This window comes from Agrobacterium sp. ICMP 6402 (assembly GCF_009498615.1).
GTDB classification, from domain to species: Bacteria; Pseudomonadota; Alphaproteobacteria; order Rhizobiales; family Rhizobiaceae; genus Agrobacterium; species Agrobacterium burrii.
In genome coordinates, this window is record NZ_QSNV01000017.1 from 34,627 (window position 1) to 53,115 (window position 18,489).

14 protein-coding genes and 2 pseudogenes are annotated in these 18,489 nt (G+C 57.1%); 6 read left to right on the forward strand and 10 right to left on the reverse strand.

Going from position 1 to position 18,489, the window contains the following annotated elements:
• Window positions 1–231: 231 nt before the first annotated feature.
• From prpB to DXT96_RS26020, 6 genes are all read right to left on the reverse strand, one after another.
• Window positions 232–1,137, reverse strand: a complete 906-nt coding sequence (gene prpB, locus DXT96_RS25995) for a methylisocitrate lyase (protein ID WP_371419012.1) — start codon at window positions 1,135–1,137, stop codon at window positions 232–234.
• Window positions 1,138–1,152: 15 nt separating this feature from the next.
• A complete protein-coding gene (locus DXT96_RS26000) occupies window positions 1,153–2,682 on the reverse strand; it encodes a tripartite tricarboxylate transporter permease (RefSeq protein WP_153517088.1) in 1,530 nt (509 codons plus the stop codon).
• Complete coding sequence (locus tag DXT96_RS26005) at window positions 2,682–3,122, reverse strand: tripartite tricarboxylate transporter TctB family protein (protein ID WP_149900646.1); 441 nt, start codon at window positions 3,120–3,122, stop codon at window positions 2,682–2,684. Before DXT96_RS26005 ends, DXT96_RS26000 begins: the two co-directional genes overlap by 1 nt.
• Before the next feature lie 12 nt (window positions 3,123–3,134).
• Window positions 3,135–4,127, reverse strand: coding sequence for a tripartite tricarboxylate transporter substrate binding protein (locus tag DXT96_RS26010; protein ID WP_149900645.1), 993 nt, complete (start codon window positions 4,125–4,127; stop codon window positions 3,135–3,137).
• A gap of 81 nt (window positions 4,128–4,208) precedes the next feature.
• Complete coding sequence (locus DXT96_RS26015) at window positions 4,209–5,612, reverse strand: sensor histidine kinase (protein WP_153517089.1); 1,404 nt, start codon at window positions 5,610–5,612, stop codon at window positions 4,209–4,211.
• Window positions 5,609–6,280: a response regulator gene (locus DXT96_RS26020; RefSeq protein ID WP_149900643.1), complete on the reverse strand. Its 672-nt coding sequence runs from the start codon at window positions 6,278–6,280 to the stop codon at window positions 5,609–5,611. Before DXT96_RS26020 ends, DXT96_RS26015 begins: the two co-directional genes overlap by 4 nt.
• 478 nt (window positions 6,281–6,758) lie before the next feature.
• On the opposite strand from DXT96_RS26020, the pseudogene DXT96_RS26025 reads away from it, so the two are divergent.
• The 3 genes and pseudogenes from DXT96_RS26025 to rsgA form a co-directional block, all read left to right on the forward strand.
• Window positions 6,759–8,342 (forward strand): annotated as a pseudogene (locus DXT96_RS26025) (ABC-F family ATP-binding cassette domain-containing protein); the annotation flags it as partial.
• A 220-nt stretch (window positions 8,343–8,562) separates the two neighbouring features.
• A complete protein-coding gene (locus tag DXT96_RS27025) occupies window positions 8,563–8,736 on the forward strand; it encodes a hypothetical protein (protein ID WP_174374394.1) in 174 nt (57 codons plus the stop codon).
• Between the two features lie 15 nt (window positions 8,737–8,751).
• Window positions 8,752–9,765: a ribosome small subunit-dependent GTPase A gene (gene rsgA, locus DXT96_RS26030; RefSeq protein WP_153517090.1), complete on the forward strand. Its 1,014-nt coding sequence runs from the start codon at window positions 8,752–8,754 to the stop codon at window positions 9,763–9,765.
• Between the two features lie 136 nt (window positions 9,766–9,901).
• On the opposite strand, the gene DXT96_RS26035 is transcribed toward rsgA, so the two are convergent.
• The gene (locus DXT96_RS26035) at window positions 9,902–10,405 is read right to left on the reverse strand and encodes an Lrp/AsnC family transcriptional regulator (protein ID WP_174374392.1); all 504 of its coding nucleotides are present in this window, start codon (window positions 10,403–10,405) and stop codon (window positions 9,902–9,904) included.
• An 86-nt stretch (window positions 10,406–10,491) separates the two neighbouring features.
• On the opposite strand from DXT96_RS26035, the gene DXT96_RS26040 reads away from it, so the two are divergent.
• Window positions 10,492–11,664 (forward strand): MFS transporter, encoded by a 1,173-nt coding sequence (locus DXT96_RS26040; protein WP_153517091.1) that lies wholly within the window; start codon window positions 10,492–10,494, stop codon window positions 11,662–11,664.
• 367 nt (window positions 11,665–12,031) lie between these two features.
• On the opposite strand, the pseudogene DXT96_RS26045 reads toward DXT96_RS26040, so the two are convergent.
• Window positions 12,032–12,617, reverse strand: a pseudogene (locus DXT96_RS26045) (transposase).
• 43 nt (window positions 12,618–12,660) lie between these two features.
• Window positions 12,661–14,061, reverse strand: coding sequence for a Wzy-type polysaccharide biosynthesis protein UppW (uppW, locus tag DXT96_RS26050; protein ID WP_236776631.1), 1,401 nt, complete (start codon window positions 14,059–14,061; stop codon window positions 12,661–12,663).
• Window positions 14,062–14,165: 104 nt separating this feature from the next.
• On the opposite strand from uppW, the gene DXT96_RS26055 reads away from it, so the two are divergent.
• Both DXT96_RS26055 and uppZ read left to right on the forward strand, forming a co-directional pair.
• Window positions 14,166–16,163 carry a family 16 glycosylhydrolase gene (locus tag DXT96_RS26055; protein WP_174374391.1) on the forward strand — a complete coding sequence of 666 codons (1,998 nt, stop codon included), beginning with the start codon at window positions 14,166–14,168 and terminating at the stop codon, window positions 16,161–16,163.
• A 224-nt stretch (window positions 16,164–16,387) separates the two neighbouring features.
• Window positions 16,388–17,371, forward strand: a complete 984-nt coding sequence (gene uppZ / locus DXT96_RS26060) for a polysaccharide biosynthesis acyltransferase UppZ (RefSeq protein ID WP_153517093.1) — start codon at window positions 16,388–16,390, stop codon at window positions 17,369–17,371.
• 620 nt (window positions 17,372–17,991) lie between these two features.
• On the opposite strand, the gene DXT96_RS26065 is transcribed toward uppZ, so the two are convergent.
• Window positions 17,992–18,246, reverse strand: coding sequence for a hypothetical protein (locus tag DXT96_RS26065; RefSeq protein WP_174374390.1), 255 nt, complete (start codon window positions 18,244–18,246; stop codon window positions 17,992–17,994).
• Between the last annotated feature and the right edge of the window lie 243 nt (window positions 18,247–18,489).

The following is an 18,489-nucleotide window of genomic DNA, read 5'->3' on the forward strand; positions in this document are numbered from 1 at the left end:
CGGGGATGTGGGAGCCAGAATTCGACGCCGACGCAGCGTTCGCGTGAAGACGAACTTATGCGCCCTGCCCTCTTGGCAGGTGTGGCCATTGTTCAGCATGCCGGGTCTGCCAAACGACACCAGTCCTTGTCGTCGAACGAGAGGAAGAACCTCGCCAGCAGCCTGACAATAGTCCTCTCCGCTTTAAGATCCACGCTGGTCACTGGTGTCTCCTCGTATCGGCTCTGATGATCAGGACGGAAGTCTGCTTGCCACGATATTGGCGTCAAGAGCTTCATAGCCATTGAGATCAATAAGATCGTAGAGCTCGGCCCTTGTCTGCATGGAGTCAAGGATGTCGCTGGTCGTCCCTGTCCGGCTGATCTCTCCATATAGTGCCTGCTGCGCCTTGTTCGCTACGCGCAAGGACGACACTGGCCAAATAACCATCTTGTATCCAAGCGCTTCCAGTCTGTCCGCGGTCATCGGCGGCGAGCGACCGAATTCCGTCATATTAGCGAGCAGCGGCACGTCTCCCATCGCCGATACGAATTCCGAAAACATCGCCTCGGTCTTCAACGCTTCCGGAAATATGGCGTCGGCACCAGCCCGGACATACAGCCTCGCCCGGTCGATAGCCTTGTCGATCCCTTCGTCGGCGGCGGCATCCGTGCGGGCGACGATCAGCAGCGAGCGCCGAGCCTTGGCGGCGGCCGCGACCTTGGCTGCCATATCCTGCGGTGTTGCCAGCTTCTTGTCGTTGAGATGCCCGCACTTCTTCGGTAGGATCTGGTCCTCGATCTGGATGGCGGCGGCACCAGCCTCCTCAAGACGACGAACGGTGTTCATGACGTTGAGCGCTTCGCCGAAGCCCGTGTCTCCATCCACAAGCAGTGGAAGCCCAGATGCCCGAACGATCTGCCGTGTAAAGAACAGCACATCGTCCAAGGTCAGTATCCCAAGATCAGGCATGCCCATGGATGCGCTAACCGCCGCGCCGGACAGATAAAGCGCCTGGAAGCCGCTAGCCTTTGCCTGCAGCGCAGCCAGTCCGTTATGGGCGCCAGGCATCCGGACGATTTCGGGGCCGTCAAGCATCCGGCGCAGCCGAAGACCTGACGGCACGTCCTCATCGTGTGAAGGAACAAGATACGACACGCGATAGCCCCTCTCTCAGTCCGTCTCGACGATCGTCTTGTGGCGCCAGCTTCTGAATTTCGGCATCAGCAGGGGGACCAGCAGAACGCCTGCAGCCATGATCCAGAGCGTGATGGAAATCGGGCTCGACCAGAGGATGGAAACATCGCCAGCCGACAGGGACAGTGCTCTGCGAAGGCTTTGCTCGAGGATCTTGCCCAGTACCAGCCCCAGGATCAGGGGGGCCATCGGCACGCCGACGCGGCGAAGGAAATAGGCTCCGACCCCGAGCGCGACCATCAGGACGAGGTCGAATGTCGTCGATTTCCACGAATAGACGCCGATCGCACTGACCACGACGATGAAGGGGACAAGGACCCACGCCGGAACCGACAGCATCTTCGCGAACAGGCCGACGAGCGGAATGTTTATCGCAAGCAGTATGATGTTGCCGATGAACAGCGAGGCGATGAGACCCCATACGACGTCGGGCTGCGACCGGAAAAGGGCGGGCCCGGGCGTCAGGTTGTAGAGGGTGAGGACACCGAGCATGATCGCCGTGGTCCCCGAGCTCGGGATGCCCAATGTCAGCATCGGAATGAAGTTGCTGTTCGAAGCGCTGTTGTTGGCGGCCTCGACGGACGCAAGGCCACGGATGTCACCGTCACCGAAACGGCTGCCTTCCGGGTCGCTCTTTTCGACGACGCGCTTCTCGGTTGTATAGGCAAGAGCGGAGGCGACAGTGCCGCCTGCCCCCGGAAGGATGCCGACGAAGAAGCCGATCAGCGACCCGCGCAGCGTCGCCATGTTGGTGAAGCGCATTTCAGCACGGTTGAAGAGACTGCGGCCGAGTTGCTCGATGCGGATCGACGCGCCTCCGTGCATCGTGTCCAGCATGATCAGCAGTTCGCTGATGGCGAAGAGGCCGATGACGACGGTCGCAAACTGAACGCCGTCTGCAAGGTTCGGCGAGCCGAACGTGTATCTGTAGACGCCGGAATTTGCATCGATGCCGATCGTCGAGATGGCGAGCCCGAGCATGATCGCCAGCAGCGCCTTCACGGGCTGGTCAGTAAGCAGGCCCGTCAGGCAGGAAAAGGCGAAGATCATCAACGCGACATATTCCACCGGTCCGAAGGCGAGCGCCCAACGCGCAAGCACGGGCGCGGCAAGCACGATACCGAATGTCGCGATCGCCGAGCCGACGAAGGAAGTCCAGGCCGACAGGGAGAGCGCAATTCCCGCCTTTCCCTGTCGCGCCAGCGGATAGCCTTCGAGCGCCGTCATGACGGCCGAAGCTTCACCGGGGACGTTGAGCAGGATGGCGCTGATGCGGCCGCCGTATTCGGAGCCGATATAGATGGCGGCCATGAGGATCAGAGAACCTTCAGGCGGCAGTCCAAGCGCGAAGACGACCGGGACAAGCATGGCGACGGCGTTAATCGGACCCAGTCCCGGGAGGACGCCGACCATTGTGCCGACAATGGCCCCCAGGGTTGCGAGAAGAAGATTGGTGGGAGCCAGCGCAACCCCAAAGCCATGGGCAAGATAGCCGAGTGTGTCCATCAGATAATTCCTCCAAGCGGGCCGCCCGGTAAAACGACCTCGAGAACGTGGTCGAATAGAAGATAGGAAGCAAGGCCAAGAACCACTCCCGTCACGGCCCCCTGCCACCACTTGGCTCCGAAGATCATGGCAATCGGAACCATGAAGATCGCTGTCGAGATCACGAAGCCGAGGGGCTGGAATAGAACCGCATAAGCCAGCAGCGACGCGGAAAGCGCAGCAATCGCCATGCCGGCCCCGGCCTTGTGAGCCTGATCCGGCTCTCCGGGCTTCAGCAGCAACATGATGCCGCAGATGGCGATCACTGCCGCTGCCAGAAGCGGGAAGGTCCGGGGACCGACAGGTTCATATGCGAACGGTGCCTGAAGCCCATAGCCGAAGGCGAGCATCGATGCTGCGACCGCGAGTGCGGCCGCTCCCAGGAGACGGTCGGTATTCATGACAAGTGCCCCTTACTTGGTGGCGAGACCGAATTCGGTCGCAAGCGTCTTGTATGCAGCGACCTGCTTCTCGACGAAGGCTGTCGTCTCTTCACCTGTCATCGGCAAGGGAAGGAGGTTACGCTTCTGAAGAGCGGCCTCGTAGCCAGGCGCCTTCATGGTCGCGGCGAACGCATCGGACCACCACTTATAATCCGCGTCGCTGACATCCGGACCGACATAGAAGCCACGCACGATCGGCCATTTGATGTCGAATCCCTGTTCGGCGGCGGTCGGCACTTCGGCGAGCTTGCCCGGCAGTCTTTTCTCGGAGAAGATCGCCAGAAGCTTGAGCGGCGCGCCGCCATCGATGGCCGCCTGGCTGTCCCCGACGTCGTTCATGCAGACATTGACATGGCCACCCTGAAGGGCCGTGGCGCAGTCACCGCCGCCCTCGAATGCCACGAACCGCATCGTCTTGTAGTCGATGCCGGCCGCACGTGCCGTCATGGCCGCCTTCATCCAGTCCTGGCTGCCGATCGTGCCGCCAGCACCGATGATGACGGATGAAGGATCCTTCTTGATCGCTTCCATCAGTTCTGTAAGCGACTTGTATTCGCTGTTATCCTGCACCACGACCGCGCCATAATCCGTGCCGACGCTGGCAACCCAGCGCACGTCCTTCTCGGTATAAGCGCCAAACTTGCCCTGTGCGAGGTTAAGGAGCGATCCGGCGGAAAAAGCGACGATCGTTCCGGGCTCTGCACGACGCTGGCCTACGATCGAGTTATAGGCGACCGCTCCGATGCCGCCCGGCATGTAGGACACGCGCATCGGCGACTTCACGGCACCGGATTCCCGCAACGCCGCCTGGGCAAGCTTGCAGGTGATGTCAAACCCGCCGCCGGGCTGAGCCGGAGCAACACATTCGGGGCTTTTCGGTTCGGCAAGCGATGTGGAAGGCGTGGCCGAAAACGCAGCCGACGCGAGCGTGGCCGCGAAGGCGGCGCGGGAAATAGAAGTCATTGTTTTCTCCTCCATATGACGTGTGCAGACCTCCAATCTGCAACGCTGCTATAACTGACCCAAGCTTTCAACTGGCTTTCATCAAGTTGCCGGAAGCACAATCCGTACGATAAGCCCCGATCTATCCTGGCGATTTTCCGCCGTCATAGTACCTCCGCTCGCCCGAGCTACGGTCAGTGCGATCGCCAGTCCCAGTCCGCTGCCGCTCGATTTGCGATTTCCACTCCGAAACCTTGTGCCCGCGAATGCGAGTTCCTCCGCACTCATTCCGGCCCCCTCGTCAATCACCTCGAGGGTGCAGCTTTCGCGCTGCTTTTGCACCGTGACAGTGATCAGCGTGCCTTCCGGCGCATAGGTAATCGCATTATCGATTATATTCATGCAGGCCTCTTGCAGAAGCCCCTCATTCGCCCTGACTTTGACCGGCACCTCCGAAGCTTCAAGGACACAGTTCATCCGTCTTGCACGGATCCGGGGCCACAGCATCCGTATCGTGTCGGCAGCAATCTCCGTGACGTCGAGCTGCGCTTGGGGATAAATATCCGTTCCTTGCGATGTTCGCGCCTTGGCGAGAGATAGAAGCTGGTTGGTGGTTCTGATGGAGCGATCGAGAACGTCTCGTGATGCGCGAAGTGTCTGATGGACGTCCTTGAAATCCATTTGATGCAGAGCGTAGTCGATTTGAGTTCTGAGGATCGCCATGGGCGTCCTGAGCTGGTGCGACGCGTCGTCGAGAAACCGGCGTTGCTGCTCGGCTTCATCGACCGTCCGCTGTATCAACCGGTTCATCGCCTGCACCAGCGGCCTTACTTCCAAGGGCAGTGACGCGGCCTCGACCGGTTTGAGATCGTCCGGATCCCTGGCATCGATCATTTCACGCAGTCTGTTGAGGGGCTTCACCGCCAGATAGACACCGATACTGAGGAGCGCGGCGAGCACGAGAACAACAAGAAGATCGCGCAGCACCGCCCGCAATATCAATTCGTTCTGGAAGGAGGTCCTTGAGACCTTCGTTTCCGCCACCTGGATCGTCACCTGCGTGCCGTCGGGTTTCGAAGGATCAAGCGGCCGTGTCAGCGTCCCGATCCGAACCTCCTTTCCGAAATAAGAGGCATCCTCGAAGCTGAGCTCGCCACTCGTCAGGCTTTGCGCCTTTGGCAGCAGGACGTCCCCTATCTGCACGAAGCCATCGCTTGTCGAGATGTTGAAGTAGACAGCACCCTGAGCCGTCAGCTGGAAGAATTCGAAGAGGTTGTAGGGAAGCTCTACGCCCACGCCTCCGCTCTCCGTGGAAATATTGCCGTCGATGGCTCGGACTGCTCCCGCCAGCGAACGGTCGTAAGCGCTGTCAGCCATCTCTGCGATCGTGGTCGCACTGAACCAGAGCGTGGACGCCATCGCAGTGATGATTGCCGGCACGATCCAGAAACCGAGCGAAATAGCCAGACGATGACCGGGCCTTTCACTATGCGATTGCCCACTCATGCCCCGGCGTCCTCCAAAACATAGCCGATGCCTCTCAGGGTCTTGATCTGTGCCGAGCCGGGAAGCTTCTTGCGAAGTCGATGGGCAATGACTTCAATGGCCTCCAGCTGTATTTCGGCATCGTAGGAGAACATGCGGTCGAGGATTTTCTGCTTCGACATCGGCTCGCCGGCGTGTTGGATCAGGATCCGCAGCATCGAATGTTCTCTGGGCGTCAATTCCAGGGCGGAGCCTGCGAGCGTGAACCTCTGCTCGGATGAGGAAAAGTACAGGTCTCCGCAGGTGAACATTCCCGCGTGACGGCCATGGGCGCGGCGCACTAACGCAACAAGGCGCGCTTCCAGTTCCTCGATCGCGAAGGGCTTGGCCAGAAAGTCGTCGGCACCCTGGTGCAGACTGTCGATCCGCTCGGTCAAGGTGTCGCGTGCGGTCAGGATGAGAGCCGGTGTATTGTCCTGCCTTGCCCGCATCGCAGCCAGAACCGATCGGCCGTCCATTAACGGCAGGCCAAGATCGAGGATGAGGATGTCGAATTCCTCGTTGCGCAACCGGGCGTCGGCGGCGCGACCGTCTTCCGCCCATTCGATGATGAACTCGTAGCGCTGGTTCATCGCCTTGATGAGCCACTGGGCCAGCTCGACATCATCTTCCACGAGAAGGATTTTCACTTGAGCCTCAAAGTGACGTTTCGATGCCTCACTTGAAGCAGCGGTTTTGTATAGGGTCAAGTCAAACGCTATTCCGCGACTAACCTTAGCAGTTTATCACCTCGACTGTGGGAGGTAGATCTTCCACCACAAGGTTCACGGCCAACCTGTCGAATATTGGGATGGCGAAGAAAACGGTACATTTGATCTCTGACACTGCGTCAATAATCGAAGGCCCTTGCGAGGAAGTGCCTGCGTGACCGTCCAGAGCAATGCTCGGGTACGCCGACGCCAGATCTACGGTTAGAAATGTATTTTCCGCGGAGAACGGAAAAGGGAATTGGAAGAGATCATAGCTGATCAGACCCACGTCTGAACTCGATATAGATACCAACCATTTGTTGCAGCGCAGCATCCACGATCACTTATGTTTTCCGTGGCGATTGCCAATATGCTCATTGAGCTTGCTATAACGCAGCGGTTTCGCCAAAACGGCGCCATGATTTCAATTACCGATCTTTCCACCCGCATTGCCGGACGCCTTCTCCTTGATAAAGCCAATGTGACGCTACCAAGCGGCACCAAGGCCGGCCTGGTTGGCCGAAATGGTGCTGGCAAATCCACCCTGTTCAAGGTCATCACCGGCGATCACGGTCCCGAAACCGGTTCCATATCGATCCCTCGAAATGCGAGGATCGGACAGGTGGCGCAGGAGGCTCCCGGCACCGAAGATAGTCTCATCGAGATCGTCATGGCAGCCGACAAGGAACGCGCCGCGCTGATGCTGGAATCGGAGACCGCGACCGACCCTGAACGCATCGCCGACATCCAGATGCGGCTCGTCGATATCGACGCGCATTCGGCGGAAGCGCGCGCTTCAAGCATTCTGGCCGGGCTCGGCTTCGATCAGGAAGCCCAGCTTCGTCCGGCTTCGTCCTTCTCAGGCGGCTGGCGCATGCGCGTGGCACTGGCATCGGTGCTGTTTGCCGAACCTGACCTGCTGCTGCTCGACGAGCCGACCAACTATCTCGATCTGGAAGGCACCCTCTGGCTTGAGGATTACATCCGCCGTTATCCCTATACGGTGATCATCATCAGCCATGACCGCGACCTGTTGAACAACGCCGTCAATGCCATCGTGCATCTCGATCAGAAGAAACTGACCTTCTATCGCGGCGGTTACGACCAGTTCGAGCGCCAGAAGGCCGAAAACGACGAATTGCAGACTAAGGCCAAAGTCAAGAACGATGCCGCGCGAAAGCACCTGCAGAGCTTCATCGACCGCTTCAAGGCCAAGGCATCAAAGGCCAAACAGGCACAATCGCGCGTCAAGGCGCTGGAGCGCATGGGAACGGTGTCTTCGGTCATCGAAGATCACGTTCAGCCGATCACGTTTCCGACCCCGGAAAAGCAGCCTGCCTCCCCCATCGTCGCCATCAATGGCGGTTCTGTCGGGTACGAACCCGGCAGTCCCATCCTCAAGGGCATCGATTTGCGCATCGACAATGATGACCGCATCGCGCTGCTGGGCTCGAATGGCAACGGCAAATCGACGTTCGCCAAGTTCATCTCCGGCCGTCTTTCGCCAGAAACGGGTGATCTGCGCACGGCCCCGTCCCTGAAGGTCGGCTTTTTTGCCCAGCACCAGCTGGATGATCTGGTGCCTGAGGAATCCGCCGTCGAGCATGTGCGCAAACTGATGCCACAGGCACCGGAAGCCAAGGTGCGCGCCCGCGTGGCACAGATGGGCCTTGCCACAGAGAAGATGGCAACCGCTGCCAAGGATCTGTCGGGTGGAGAAAAGGCTCGCCTGCTGATGGGTCTGGCGGCATTCCATGCACCGAACCTGCTGATCCTCGACGAACCGACCAACCATCTGGATATCGACAGCCGCCGCGCGCTGATCGAGGCTCTGAACGATTATGATGGTGCGGTGATCCTGATTTCGCATGATCGCCATCTGATTGAAGCGACCGTCGACCGCCTGTGGCTCGTCAACAACGGCACCGTCACCACCTTTGAAGGTGATATGGACGAGTACCGGGATATCGTCGTGTCTTCCGGGAAAAAGAAGAAGAAGAAGAAAAACTGACGTCATAATCGCTTCTGTTTCTGAAGCGCATCGGTGCGGGCATCTACAGCAGCCTGCACTGTTGCGGCGACCACGCAGACCAGTATTGATTCACTCAGGAATTTCACCGGTCGTATTTTGCGCCGCAACCTGATAGATCGACGGTTCAATAGGTAACATTGTCCGGTATCATTTCGAGACCAGAAATGCTGGACCGACGGAAGGACTTCCGATGGGCTGGAAAACGCCGAAATTCGAGTACGTCAATGGCTACAAAATCGTCGAAACCGATGGCCCGGTCTTCAAGGTGTTCGATGGCGATCGTCAATCGGGCGACGATTTTCCCTATTCCGGCGAGGCCGCTGCGCACGCCAAGTCCTTGCCGAAACGCGATCCTCATCAGTAGGCGAGACGACAGTCGATGACGATACCGATGACCTCGGCGCTGGAAGAACTCGGTTGGTCCGCCTTTTTTGCGGATCAAGTGAAAGACAGCGAAGCCGGCCTCTTGCCCAGACGGATAGCATCGGTCCACCGCTCGCGCATAGAGGCGATCGATATCGCAGGACCCGTTGCACTGGAGCTGCCGGGCAATAGTAATACAGCCGACTTCGCAGTCGGGGACTGGGTCCTTGCCGATCCGCTGACCGGTATGTTCGTCACCCGTCTCAATCGGAAAAGCCTGTTCCAGCGAAGGCCTGAAGGCGGACATGGCCAGCAACTGGTTGTCGCCAATATCGACACCCTGCTGATCGTCACCTCGTGCAATGCAGATTTCGATCCCGCCCGGCTTGAACGTTATCTGATCATGGCGAACCAGGCCGGAAGCGACGCAATCATCGTGCTGACCAAGGCCGATACGGTGGACGACGTCAGACAGTTTCAGTCACAGGCCGAGGCACTGCAACGCGACCTGCCAGTCATAGCGCTGAATGGACGCTCAGTCGATGCCATCGCCTTGTTGAGGCCCTGGCTGGGCATTGGCCAGACCGTTGCGCTGGTGGGGTCCTCCGGGGTTGGAAAATCAACGCTTGTAAATACCCTGGCGGGATCTGATGCGAAGCAGAAAACCGGCACCATCCGTGAATACGACGCGCAGGGCAGGCACACCACAACGGCGCGATCCCTGCATGCTGTTCCAGGCGGCGGCTGGGTCATCGATACGCCGGGGATCAGGACGCTCTATGTCAGCGATATTACCGACGGAATAGATACGCTGTTTGCCGAAATCACCGATCTGGCGCCGTTGTGCCGGTTTCGCGATTGCACCCATGCACATGAACCAGGATGCGCCATCCGAGGCGCTATCGCCAGCGGCGAGCTTAGTGCCGATCGCCTTGAACGTTGGCGAGGTTTGCACGCTGAAAATAGCAACCGGACGCCAGTCGTGAGCGGACCGCGCGGCAACAAGGTCATCAAGAAGAAGAAATATTAGCCGCTTCGACCATCGGCATGCGATCCGTTCAGGGGGCAACTAGTCTTGCAGCCCTGAACCCTTCGTCTTGAAGGGATATGAACCAACGACCCTGTTCAAGCTCGCACTCGATACCCGGCCACCAAGATCGAGCCAACTATCGATCTGGCATCGGTCCGCGTTCCAAGAACGTCGACAATGCGATGTAACTGCGTACAGAGCGCACGCCGTCGAGGCTCTGGACTTCCATCAGGAAATTTTCCAAGGACTCGGTGTCGGCTGCCCGCACCTTCACGAGAACGCAGCCGTCACCCGCCACCGTGTGGACTTCCTCGACCTCTGGTCTTTCGGTGAACGCGAGAAGCGCACGAGTGGCGCTATAGCTGCTGGTGTCGATGACCAGAAATGTCAGAAGTGAGCGGCCGAGCTTGCATCCGTCGAGTTTCGCGACGGTGCCTCTGATCACGCCGTCCCGCTTCAGCCGCTTCACGCGATCATGCACCGCAGGCGCTGACAGGTTCACGATCGTGCTGAGTTCAGCGTAGCTTCGAGAAGCGTCCTCTGCGAGCGCGCCTAATATCTTTCGGTCGAAAGTGTCCAGCTCTACGGGCCGATGCTTCGTTTGCCGAATAACATCTGTTTCTTTTGCAGTCGAAGCCATTTTGGCTTTACTCCCGAATTTCATATCCGATATCGGCATTATCGCCGAACTGTATTCGGCAAACAATATCGCATCTGGAGTATTTTATGCCTCTCGCTCTTTTCGCGCTGGCCATTGGCGCATTCGGTATAGGTTTAACCGAGTTTGTCGTTGCCGGCATCCTCCCTCAGATAGCTCGCGACTTTAGCTTAGACATCCCGACCGCCGGCCTGATGGCGACGACCTACGCTCTCGGTGTTTTTGTTGGTGCACCAATCCTGACCGTTGCGGGTTCACGGGTCCCGCGCAAAACGATGCTGATCGGACTGGCAGTGCTGTTCACGTTGGGAAACCTGCTGACGGCCCTCGCTCCAAATTTAACAATTGCTCTGGTTGGTCGCGTACTGACGGCCCTTAACCACGGCACGTTTTTCGGTCTCGGTTCGATCATCGCTGCGTCGCTGGTGACCAAGGACCGACAGGCGAGCGCAATTGCCGTCATGTTCTCCGGGCTGACTTTAGCGAACCTTTTCGGTGTTCCGCTGGGCACCTGGCTTGCGCAGGTTTATGATTGGCGTCTGGTGTTCTGGTTGGTCGCTGGTATTGGCGTGGTGACCATCGTCAGCATCGCGATGTTGGTTCCCCGGATAGAAGCGGGCAAGCCGATCGCACTGAAGACGGAACTGCGCGCGTTTGTGGACCCGCAGGTATTGCTCGCGATGGGCATTACAATCTTCGGACCCGCCGCGTTCTTCACTTCCATCACCTATATCGCTCCGATGATGGTCTCCGAAGCCGGATTTTCCGACACGGGTATCGCGTGGCTGATGGTCCTGTTCGGCCTCGGTCTGGCCGTTGGCAATTGGATTGGGGGCCGGTTTGCGGACCGCTCTTTGTTTGGCACATTGTTCGTGACGCTCGCCGCCCAAGCAGCGGTGCTCCTGGTGTTTTGGATCGGCGTCGGCAGCCCTGTCGTTGCCTCGGCAGCCGTGTTCCTTATGGCCGCCTTCGGCTTTGCTACCGTCTCTCCGATCCAGAAACTGGTGATGGACCGCGCAGATTATGCCGGCGCGCCCACCATGGCTGCGTCCGTCAACATAGGTATGTTCAATCTTGGTAACGCAATTGGCGCCTGGGCGGGCGGGGCGACGATTGCAGCAGGGTTCGGCCTCGCATCACCAAACTGGGCAGGCGCGATCCTCTCGCTGATGGCCCTTGCCTTGGCATTGGTGGCGTGGGCATCGTCGAGGAAACAGCTTTCGAAAGCACATGCCAAGTGATTTTGTCGGTTAGATAAAGACCGTTGCGGGTAACATAAGGGGCGCCACATCAGGTGAGCCCCTTGTACCTTGCAAGCCGTGGTTTTCTCCTTCACGTTCAAGCTCTTGAGCGGATACGAACCAACGTCCCTGCGGTTAGCAATTGTAGAGAAATAATTATTCTACGGTTTATCAGTGAAGCGAACGAGACGGCGTTAGGCTTGGACATCGCCAGATGGTGTGAAAAGGCGCACCTTGTTTCGTCACGGCGTGCAACTACTGGATTTCAGAGATTGACGGTGACCCGCAGGATGCAGGTGGGCGCGAGTGCCTTGCGAGGCGTTGTCACGTTGTTTCGCCCATGCCAGGAGGAGTATCCGCGCATAGATCAGGCAAGTGCGCCGGTCACAGCTTTCCGCTGCGCCATGGCGCGGATACGGTGAATGTGGTGGCCAGAGCTGAGCGCTTCTGGCGTGGTGCGACGAAGAGATTTCGAACGACCGAAAAGATCGAGACGAAGCGTTGCAAACTGCCGACCGATCGAAATCCCTGCATCATCCGTTCTCGCTTTCGCAGTGGCACGTGAGAAATCTCCGCTCGATTGTTCAAGCCCTTGTGCGATCGATGTTCGACACTGGGTATGACATTCCGTTTTGCGGCGCGGTAGGAGCGCAATTTATCGGTGATGATGCGCTTCGGCGTTAGGCCTTGCTTCTTCAGCAGCCTGAGCAGCAGTCGCTTGGCAGCCTTGGTATCGCGACACGCCTCTTTCTGCGCAACTGTTTTGCGTAGGCCGGACCGAATTTTCGACCCCATCGGCGGATCGTTTCATAAGAAACGACGATGCCGCGCTCCAGCAGAATTTCCTCGACAAGCCGCAGGCTCAAAGGGAACCGGAAATACAGCCACACAGCACGGGCAATGATCTGTGGTGGAAAGCGGTGGTTCTTATAGCTGATTGTCGGCGTGCTCATCCTGAGCAAGCCAACAGAAACACAACTATCTGATTTCACTCAATCATTTTCGAGTAGATTCTGAGTTTCGTACCGACCGAACAGTCGCGAACGTCTTTCGAGCAACGGGTAATCGCAAGTGGGGTGTCGTGTCGGCATCACCGCCGGTTCGGGCAGATTCCGGCTCTGCCTCGTCTTCGGCAAGGCTGGCGTTCGCCTGCAGATGCAGGCCCATTACCGCCACGAGGAGAAAAAACCAGACGGAGCCCGAACTGAGCAAGAATAGCGTTTCCAGAAAGCCGTAGAGCAGCACATAAAGCCAGATACCGACGTAAAGGCGGGTCAGCGGACTTTTGCGCGTCGCCTCGTTCATTTTGCCGAGATAGTGAAGCGGTAGCAGATAAATCCACATCATCACCAGCACCAGACCGGGGATGCCACCCGCAAGCAGCAGATCGAAATATCCACTGTGGGCCGCTGGCGCGGTCGTTGCCCAACTGTTGCTATCCATGCTCGACATCAGGGCGTCGCTGCGCCAAAAGGCCTGATAGCCATATCCGAGGATCGGACTTTTGCGGATGTAATCGATGGCGACGACCCAGATATCGGTTCTGCCAGTAAAACTGGCATCGACACCCATCCTAGTCAGCATCTGCGAAAACACCGGGTCGACCGTGGTGCCGACGGTCACGACGGTGAAGACCAACAGAAGCAGGGCCAAGACCACATAACGCCACTGGGGCCAGTGCACGATGAACCAGCCCGCCGCGACGACGATCGGCATCAGGCCGAGCACCGTCTTGCCGCCTGACTTGATCAGGAAGAACAGCGATAATAGCAGCACCAGTAGGCCGCCGATGAAGGACCAGCGCCTGCAGAGATAAATCGCCACGATGATCAGCACCGCCATGACCGAGGCAGCCTCGTTCTTGTGCTGGAAGACTCCGCGCCAGTTACCCGCCAGAAGCGGCTCCAGCGCGTCGCTTGCCTGATGGATAGATCGTGACGGCAGGGCGATGACGCCGAAATAACACAGGAAAAGGATAATCATCGCGCAGCTGGCAAGCAGCGTGGTGAAATGCCGTTCCGTGCGCGGCAATTGCAAAAAGCAACCGGCAAGCACGCAGATGATGGCGCACATGACAAGCCGACGCAGCGAAAACATCGGCGCCTCCCCCACGACAGAGGTGAGGGCGTACCAGCCGAAAATCGTCGCCATCAGCAGACGCGGCGTGAAGACGATGGAGAAAGACCGTTCCTTCACCATGAACACCATGAAACTGAAAAGCAGGATGATCGCGGTGAGCTGGTTCAACAGGTTGGACCCCTCCGCCATGGCAGAGCCCTGATAGGTCGACGAGAGTGAAATATAGGGTGAGAAACCGACCGTAAAATAAAGGAACGTCACATAAAACAGTGTATTCCGCCAATTTCCACGCGTCTGTTCTTCGTGCGCTGCATCCATAAGGGGATCTTCTCTGCCATTTTTCCCATGTGTGCCCGATGCTTCATTCCGGTAACACCAATATCCCGAGAAAACCCTATTTTTTAGTTATTCCGAATGCACGGATGAATAGCAAATCCGTCATGAAGAAAAGAGGCCTAAGCGGAAAAACAGACGCCTTCTGCAATCAAACGGTGCGCAGATTCTGGCTCGGGTTAGTTTCTTTCATCATCGCGATAAAGATGTGCCTTTTCGACGAATCCCCAACTCCGCACTTGACGAGAAGATGCCAGTTCAGGCTTATTGGAATTCAACTACAAGATGTCTTTGTTGGGGGTGCCGTGAGAGGTTCTATACTGACTTGGCTACTTGCCATGATTTTGTATGCTGCGGGCTCTCCAGCTCACGCTGTAAGTGTAGATTGCGGGGAGAACCAGTCATTTTCGGCCGGGCTCGGAGGCTGGGGACCATGGTGGAGCGGGTCGACCCCCGTCGTGGATACGTCCGTCGGCCACACGGATTCACAATCCTTGCGCTTACAGGGCGGTCCTGGCACGGCAAGCAGATACATATTGCCCACCGAATGCCCGCTCGGCATCGCTTATGTGAATTATTGGGTGCGCACCCAAACGGGTAGCGCTCGTATTTACACAAAGCTCGTTGATCAGATGACCGACGCCGTCCTGTACGATTCGGTCAACGCCGGACCGACCGTTGTGGGGACGACTTGGACCAGGATTTCGATTCCCGTCATGATCACCAATGAGACGCTCATTGGCATTACCGCCGAGCCGGTTTCGCCGGCAACCAACACAACAGTTTATATTGATGATGTCGTCGTTGCGAACGATGCCTGCGCAAACCAGTCTTTCACGCAAGACACCGGCGGGTTTGTGGTTTGGTGGAGCGGCAATGCGGTGGCCATAACCTCCCCCGGACGAACAGATGACTGGTCGCTCAAACTGAGCGGTTCTCCATATGGCACCGCCAAGCGAGATATAAGCCCCGGCGAATGCCCTCAGCCATTAACCCGAGTTGCTTATTATGTCCGAGCGGAGACGGGAAGCGCTCTTGTTCACACAAAACTCGTCGATCAGGTAACTGACGAAACACTATGGGATACCAACACCGGCCCGATTGCCGTTTCTTCAACGGCCTGGACGCGCGTCGTTATTGACGTTCCGATGCCGAATACAACATTGATCGGTATCACAGCCGAAAGACAGGATGGCGGTGCGGTCTCGGTGCTGGTGGACGATGTCATGCTGAATCCAGGCATCGCCGCCTCCCTCCCAACTCAGCCAGACAATGTACCCGTTCCCGTTCGCGATGGTTGGGCTCTGACTTTTTCGGATGAATTCTCGAATGGTACACTTGATCCCGCAAAGTGGGTGGCAATCACCACGGGCCCAACATACGGGTCTAGCACGGAGGGTTTTGGCGAGACCTGGGGAACGGAGTGCTATGATGCTTCGCAAGTAGCGATCAAAAACGGATCGCTACAGTTGACCGCAAAGCAGCAGTCCGTGAGCTGCCTGGGGATCACCAAATCGTGGCTCAGCGGGCTTGTCATCTCGAAAGACCGGTTTTCGCAGGCTTTTGGCCGTCTGGAGGCACGGATCAGAATGCCAGTCGCAAGGGGGGCCTGGCCAGCGTTCTGGATGATGCCGCAGTTGCAAAAGAACTGGGGAACTTGCGGCATGTACTGGCCCTGCGGCGGCGAAATCGACATTCTTGAATATGTAGGGCAACTCAACTCGACGACCAATGCCACTGAAGACAAAACAGTGCACAGTACTTTGCACTGGGGTACATCGACTGGTGGACATACACAGGACTCCGGTTCGGCAAACGTTATCCCCAGCGTCGACCGTTGGACGGTATACGCCGCCGAATGGGATACGACAGGAATCTCGTTCTTCATCGATGACAACTTTGTCAAGAAGACCACATTTCCCCTTCCCAACAGCTCAGGACTTTACGCCCGAGCAGAACCATTCGATGTTCCGTTCTACTTCATCCTGAACCAGTCAGTGGGAGGCGTTTGGCCAGGGACGCCAGACCCGGCAGATTATCCCAACACTGTCAAAATCGACTACGTTGCGGCATATAAACGTTTGTAACCAGGGCATTTACTCAATTACACATGAGATGGCTGCTTCTGGTAAGAATAATTCTGGTCATCTGGCTCTTCAGATTTTAGGTATTTTTTGAACGTATCCCTCATCAATTCTTGCAAGCATCGAAATCAGGAGAGTTCTGCGACTTTTTCGAGTTGGTGCGAATCGCTGCCTCTGTCTGCATTTGAGGCGAAGGACGTGAACGGTTGAGTACTTCAGGAGCGGTAATGCAAAAGGTTTATTCCATCCAGTTTCTGAGGGCGCTCGCGGCGTTTTCGGTCCTGCTGTTTCATATAGTCGGTGACCCATTTACGATTGGGGCGGCAGGTGTGGATGTCTTTTTTGTCATCTCCGGCCTCATCATGGGTTCTTTCGCAACGGCGGGGGGACCGGGGGCGTTTTTATATCACAGGCTGGTCCGTATTGTGCCCTTATACTGGGCCGTGACCTTGGTGATGTGCGCCGGTGCGATGGCGGGCGTTTTTTCTACCTTTACCTTTACCCTCGAGCATTTATGGAAATCGCTGCTTTTTATTCCCTATACAGGCGATAACGGCGAGGTAGCTCCCCTTTTGGTCGTGGGCTGGACCCTTAATATGGAAATGTTCTTCTATATTGTCTTCGCGCTTGGACTTGCCGTGCGCGCACCGCTGGCTGTAACGGTCGGCATCCTGTCCGTCATGGCCTTGGCGGGACAGGTTTTACCCTCACAATCCCCCTTCATACAAACCTGGACCTCGCCGCTCTTGCTGGAGTTCCTCGGCGGGCTTCTGCTGTCGCGCTTTATGTTCCAGGGCAGACAAGCGGGTATCGCCGCGCTTGTCATATCACTGACGGGTTTTGTTGCCGCGGCTATGATAAGCGAGCAATCTGGAATGCTGCGCCTGATGACGTGGGGCGTACCTGCCTTTTTCCTTGTGGCCGGATGCGTGTGGCTCGAAAATGCCGGACTATGGCCGCGACGTCTGCTGAAACCAATCGAGATTATCGGGGACTCGTCCTACGCCCTCTATCTTCTGCATGGCCTGGTGATCTCAATCATTCATAAGATATTGGCGCCCGGTATTCTCGCTGGAGCGGTTATCATCATCGTTGCACTGGCCGTGTCGGTCTTGGCGCATTTCCTGTTCGAGAAACCGCTTATCAAGCTTTTCAGACGCAAGTATGGCGGCGGGCCACGCCGGCAAGACCATGCCGTACCGGTGCGCTGACGTGAAGATTGGCCACAGGAAAAACATGCAGGCCGAAGCTTTTCCTCCTGCTCGGCTTCAAGGACTGGATGTTTGCATACAATCCATCACCGATGCAGTCGAACGCATGGCTCTTGCGCCGGCGATTGCGACCGCAACCGTTTCTTTATAATGTCAAGGCCAATGAATTTCATGCGTCATCGTCACTCTCCTGGTTGGTGGCACGGACGCTTCTATTCCACCCACCGCTCGCATAGTTGGGAGGGAAGGAGATCATCGGGTCCAGTACCGCTCACGCTGCCATTTTTTAGCGCGATGGACACCAGTAAAATCTGAGAGGGAGGCACTATTGTGGCGAGTTTGTCATCAGAACGGAAGATGATCAAGATCTTGGCTTCCTCCTGTTTGGAAAGCAACAAGGCGAATAGGCACCTACAGGGCCAAATGAATGCGTCTTCAGCGGTTCCTCATATAAACATTGCTCTTGAACGAACCCCGCGGGCGTTTTGTGACGGAGCATAAAGGACAGGAGTGGGATCGCAGCCGTGAACTACACGGACACCGAAATCACTGTGCTGATTGATCTCGATATGGGCTGGACATTTGAACTGCGCAGCAACGAGGATAGGTAGCCTGCGATCTCAGGCAGGAAATTGCTCGGCCGCGATATCGTCTTCACACAGCAACGCAATGAACGCTTCTCTCAGATTCCGGTAACGATGAAGCAAATCGGCATTTTCACCTTTTAATCGCCGCAGGAGGGCCAACTCTCTGTCGTTGGCGTCGTTCGACATTGCCCGAAGTCGAAGATCGGTTTCGATCTCTCGAACTGCCATTTCGCAGGCCGCGATCTCCCTGAGCAGCCGCTCCCAGTGTTTCTCCAACACAAAGCTCACATCGTTGGTCCGCCAATCGCCCCTGTTTACCAACGGTTAACATAACTGAAGCGGACTTGGTGTGGCGGTTCCCAATATGGTTAACGCTGCAGAGTGGGATGTGTACCAACGACACCCAAAATCAATACGCCAATTAGCATTTCAGAAGGGAAATTGCGGAGCGCCGACTGAACCGCACCGGGTTTGCCGGAGGCCATTTGGTTTGAGTTATGCGGCCATGGCTGGTTCGTCCAGCATGGCGTA

Excerpts from the sequence above, each read along its gene's own strand:
- DXT96_RS26000 (WP_153517088.1), bottom strand. The coding sequence starts at position 2,682 with ATGGACACACTCGGCTATCTTGCCCATGGCTTTGGGGTTGCGCTGGCT.
- DXT96_RS26005 (WP_149900646.1), bottom strand. The coding sequence starts at position 3,122 with ATGAATACCGACCGTCTCCTGGGAGCGGCCGCACTCGCGGTCGCAGCA.
- DXT96_RS26010 (WP_149900645.1), bottom strand. The coding sequence starts at position 4,127 with ATGACTTCTATTTCCCGCGCCGCCTTCGCGGCCACGCTCGCGTCGGCT.
- DXT96_RS26015 (WP_153517089.1), bottom strand. The coding sequence starts at position 5,612 with ATGAGTGGGCAATCGCATAGTGAAAGGCCCGGTCATCGTCTGGCTATT.
- DXT96_RS27025 (WP_174374394.1), top strand. The coding sequence starts at position 8,563 with ATGGGCTGGAAAACGCCGAAATTCGAGTACGTCAATGGCTACAAAATC.
- rsgA (WP_153517090.1), top strand. The coding sequence starts at position 8,752 with ATGACGATACCGATGACCTCGGCGCTGGAAGAACTCGGTTGGTCCGCC.
- DXT96_RS26035 (WP_174374392.1), bottom strand. The coding sequence starts at position 10,405 with ATGGCTTCGACTGCAAAAGAAACAGATGTTATTCGGCAAACGAAGCAT.
- DXT96_RS26040 (WP_153517091.1), top strand. The coding sequence starts at position 10,492 with ATGCCTCTCGCTCTTTTCGCGCTGGCCATTGGCGCATTCGGTATAGGT.
- uppW (WP_236776631.1), bottom strand. The coding sequence starts at position 14,061 with ATGGATGCAGCGCACGAAGAACAGACGCGTGGAAATTGGCGGAATACA.
- DXT96_RS26055 (WP_174374391.1), top strand. The coding sequence starts at position 14,166 with ATGAATAGCAAATCCGTCATGAAGAAAAGAGGCCTAAGCGGAAAAACA.
- uppZ (WP_153517093.1), top strand. The coding sequence starts at position 16,388 with ATGCAAAAGGTTTATTCCATCCAGTTTCTGAGGGCGCTCGCGGCGTTT.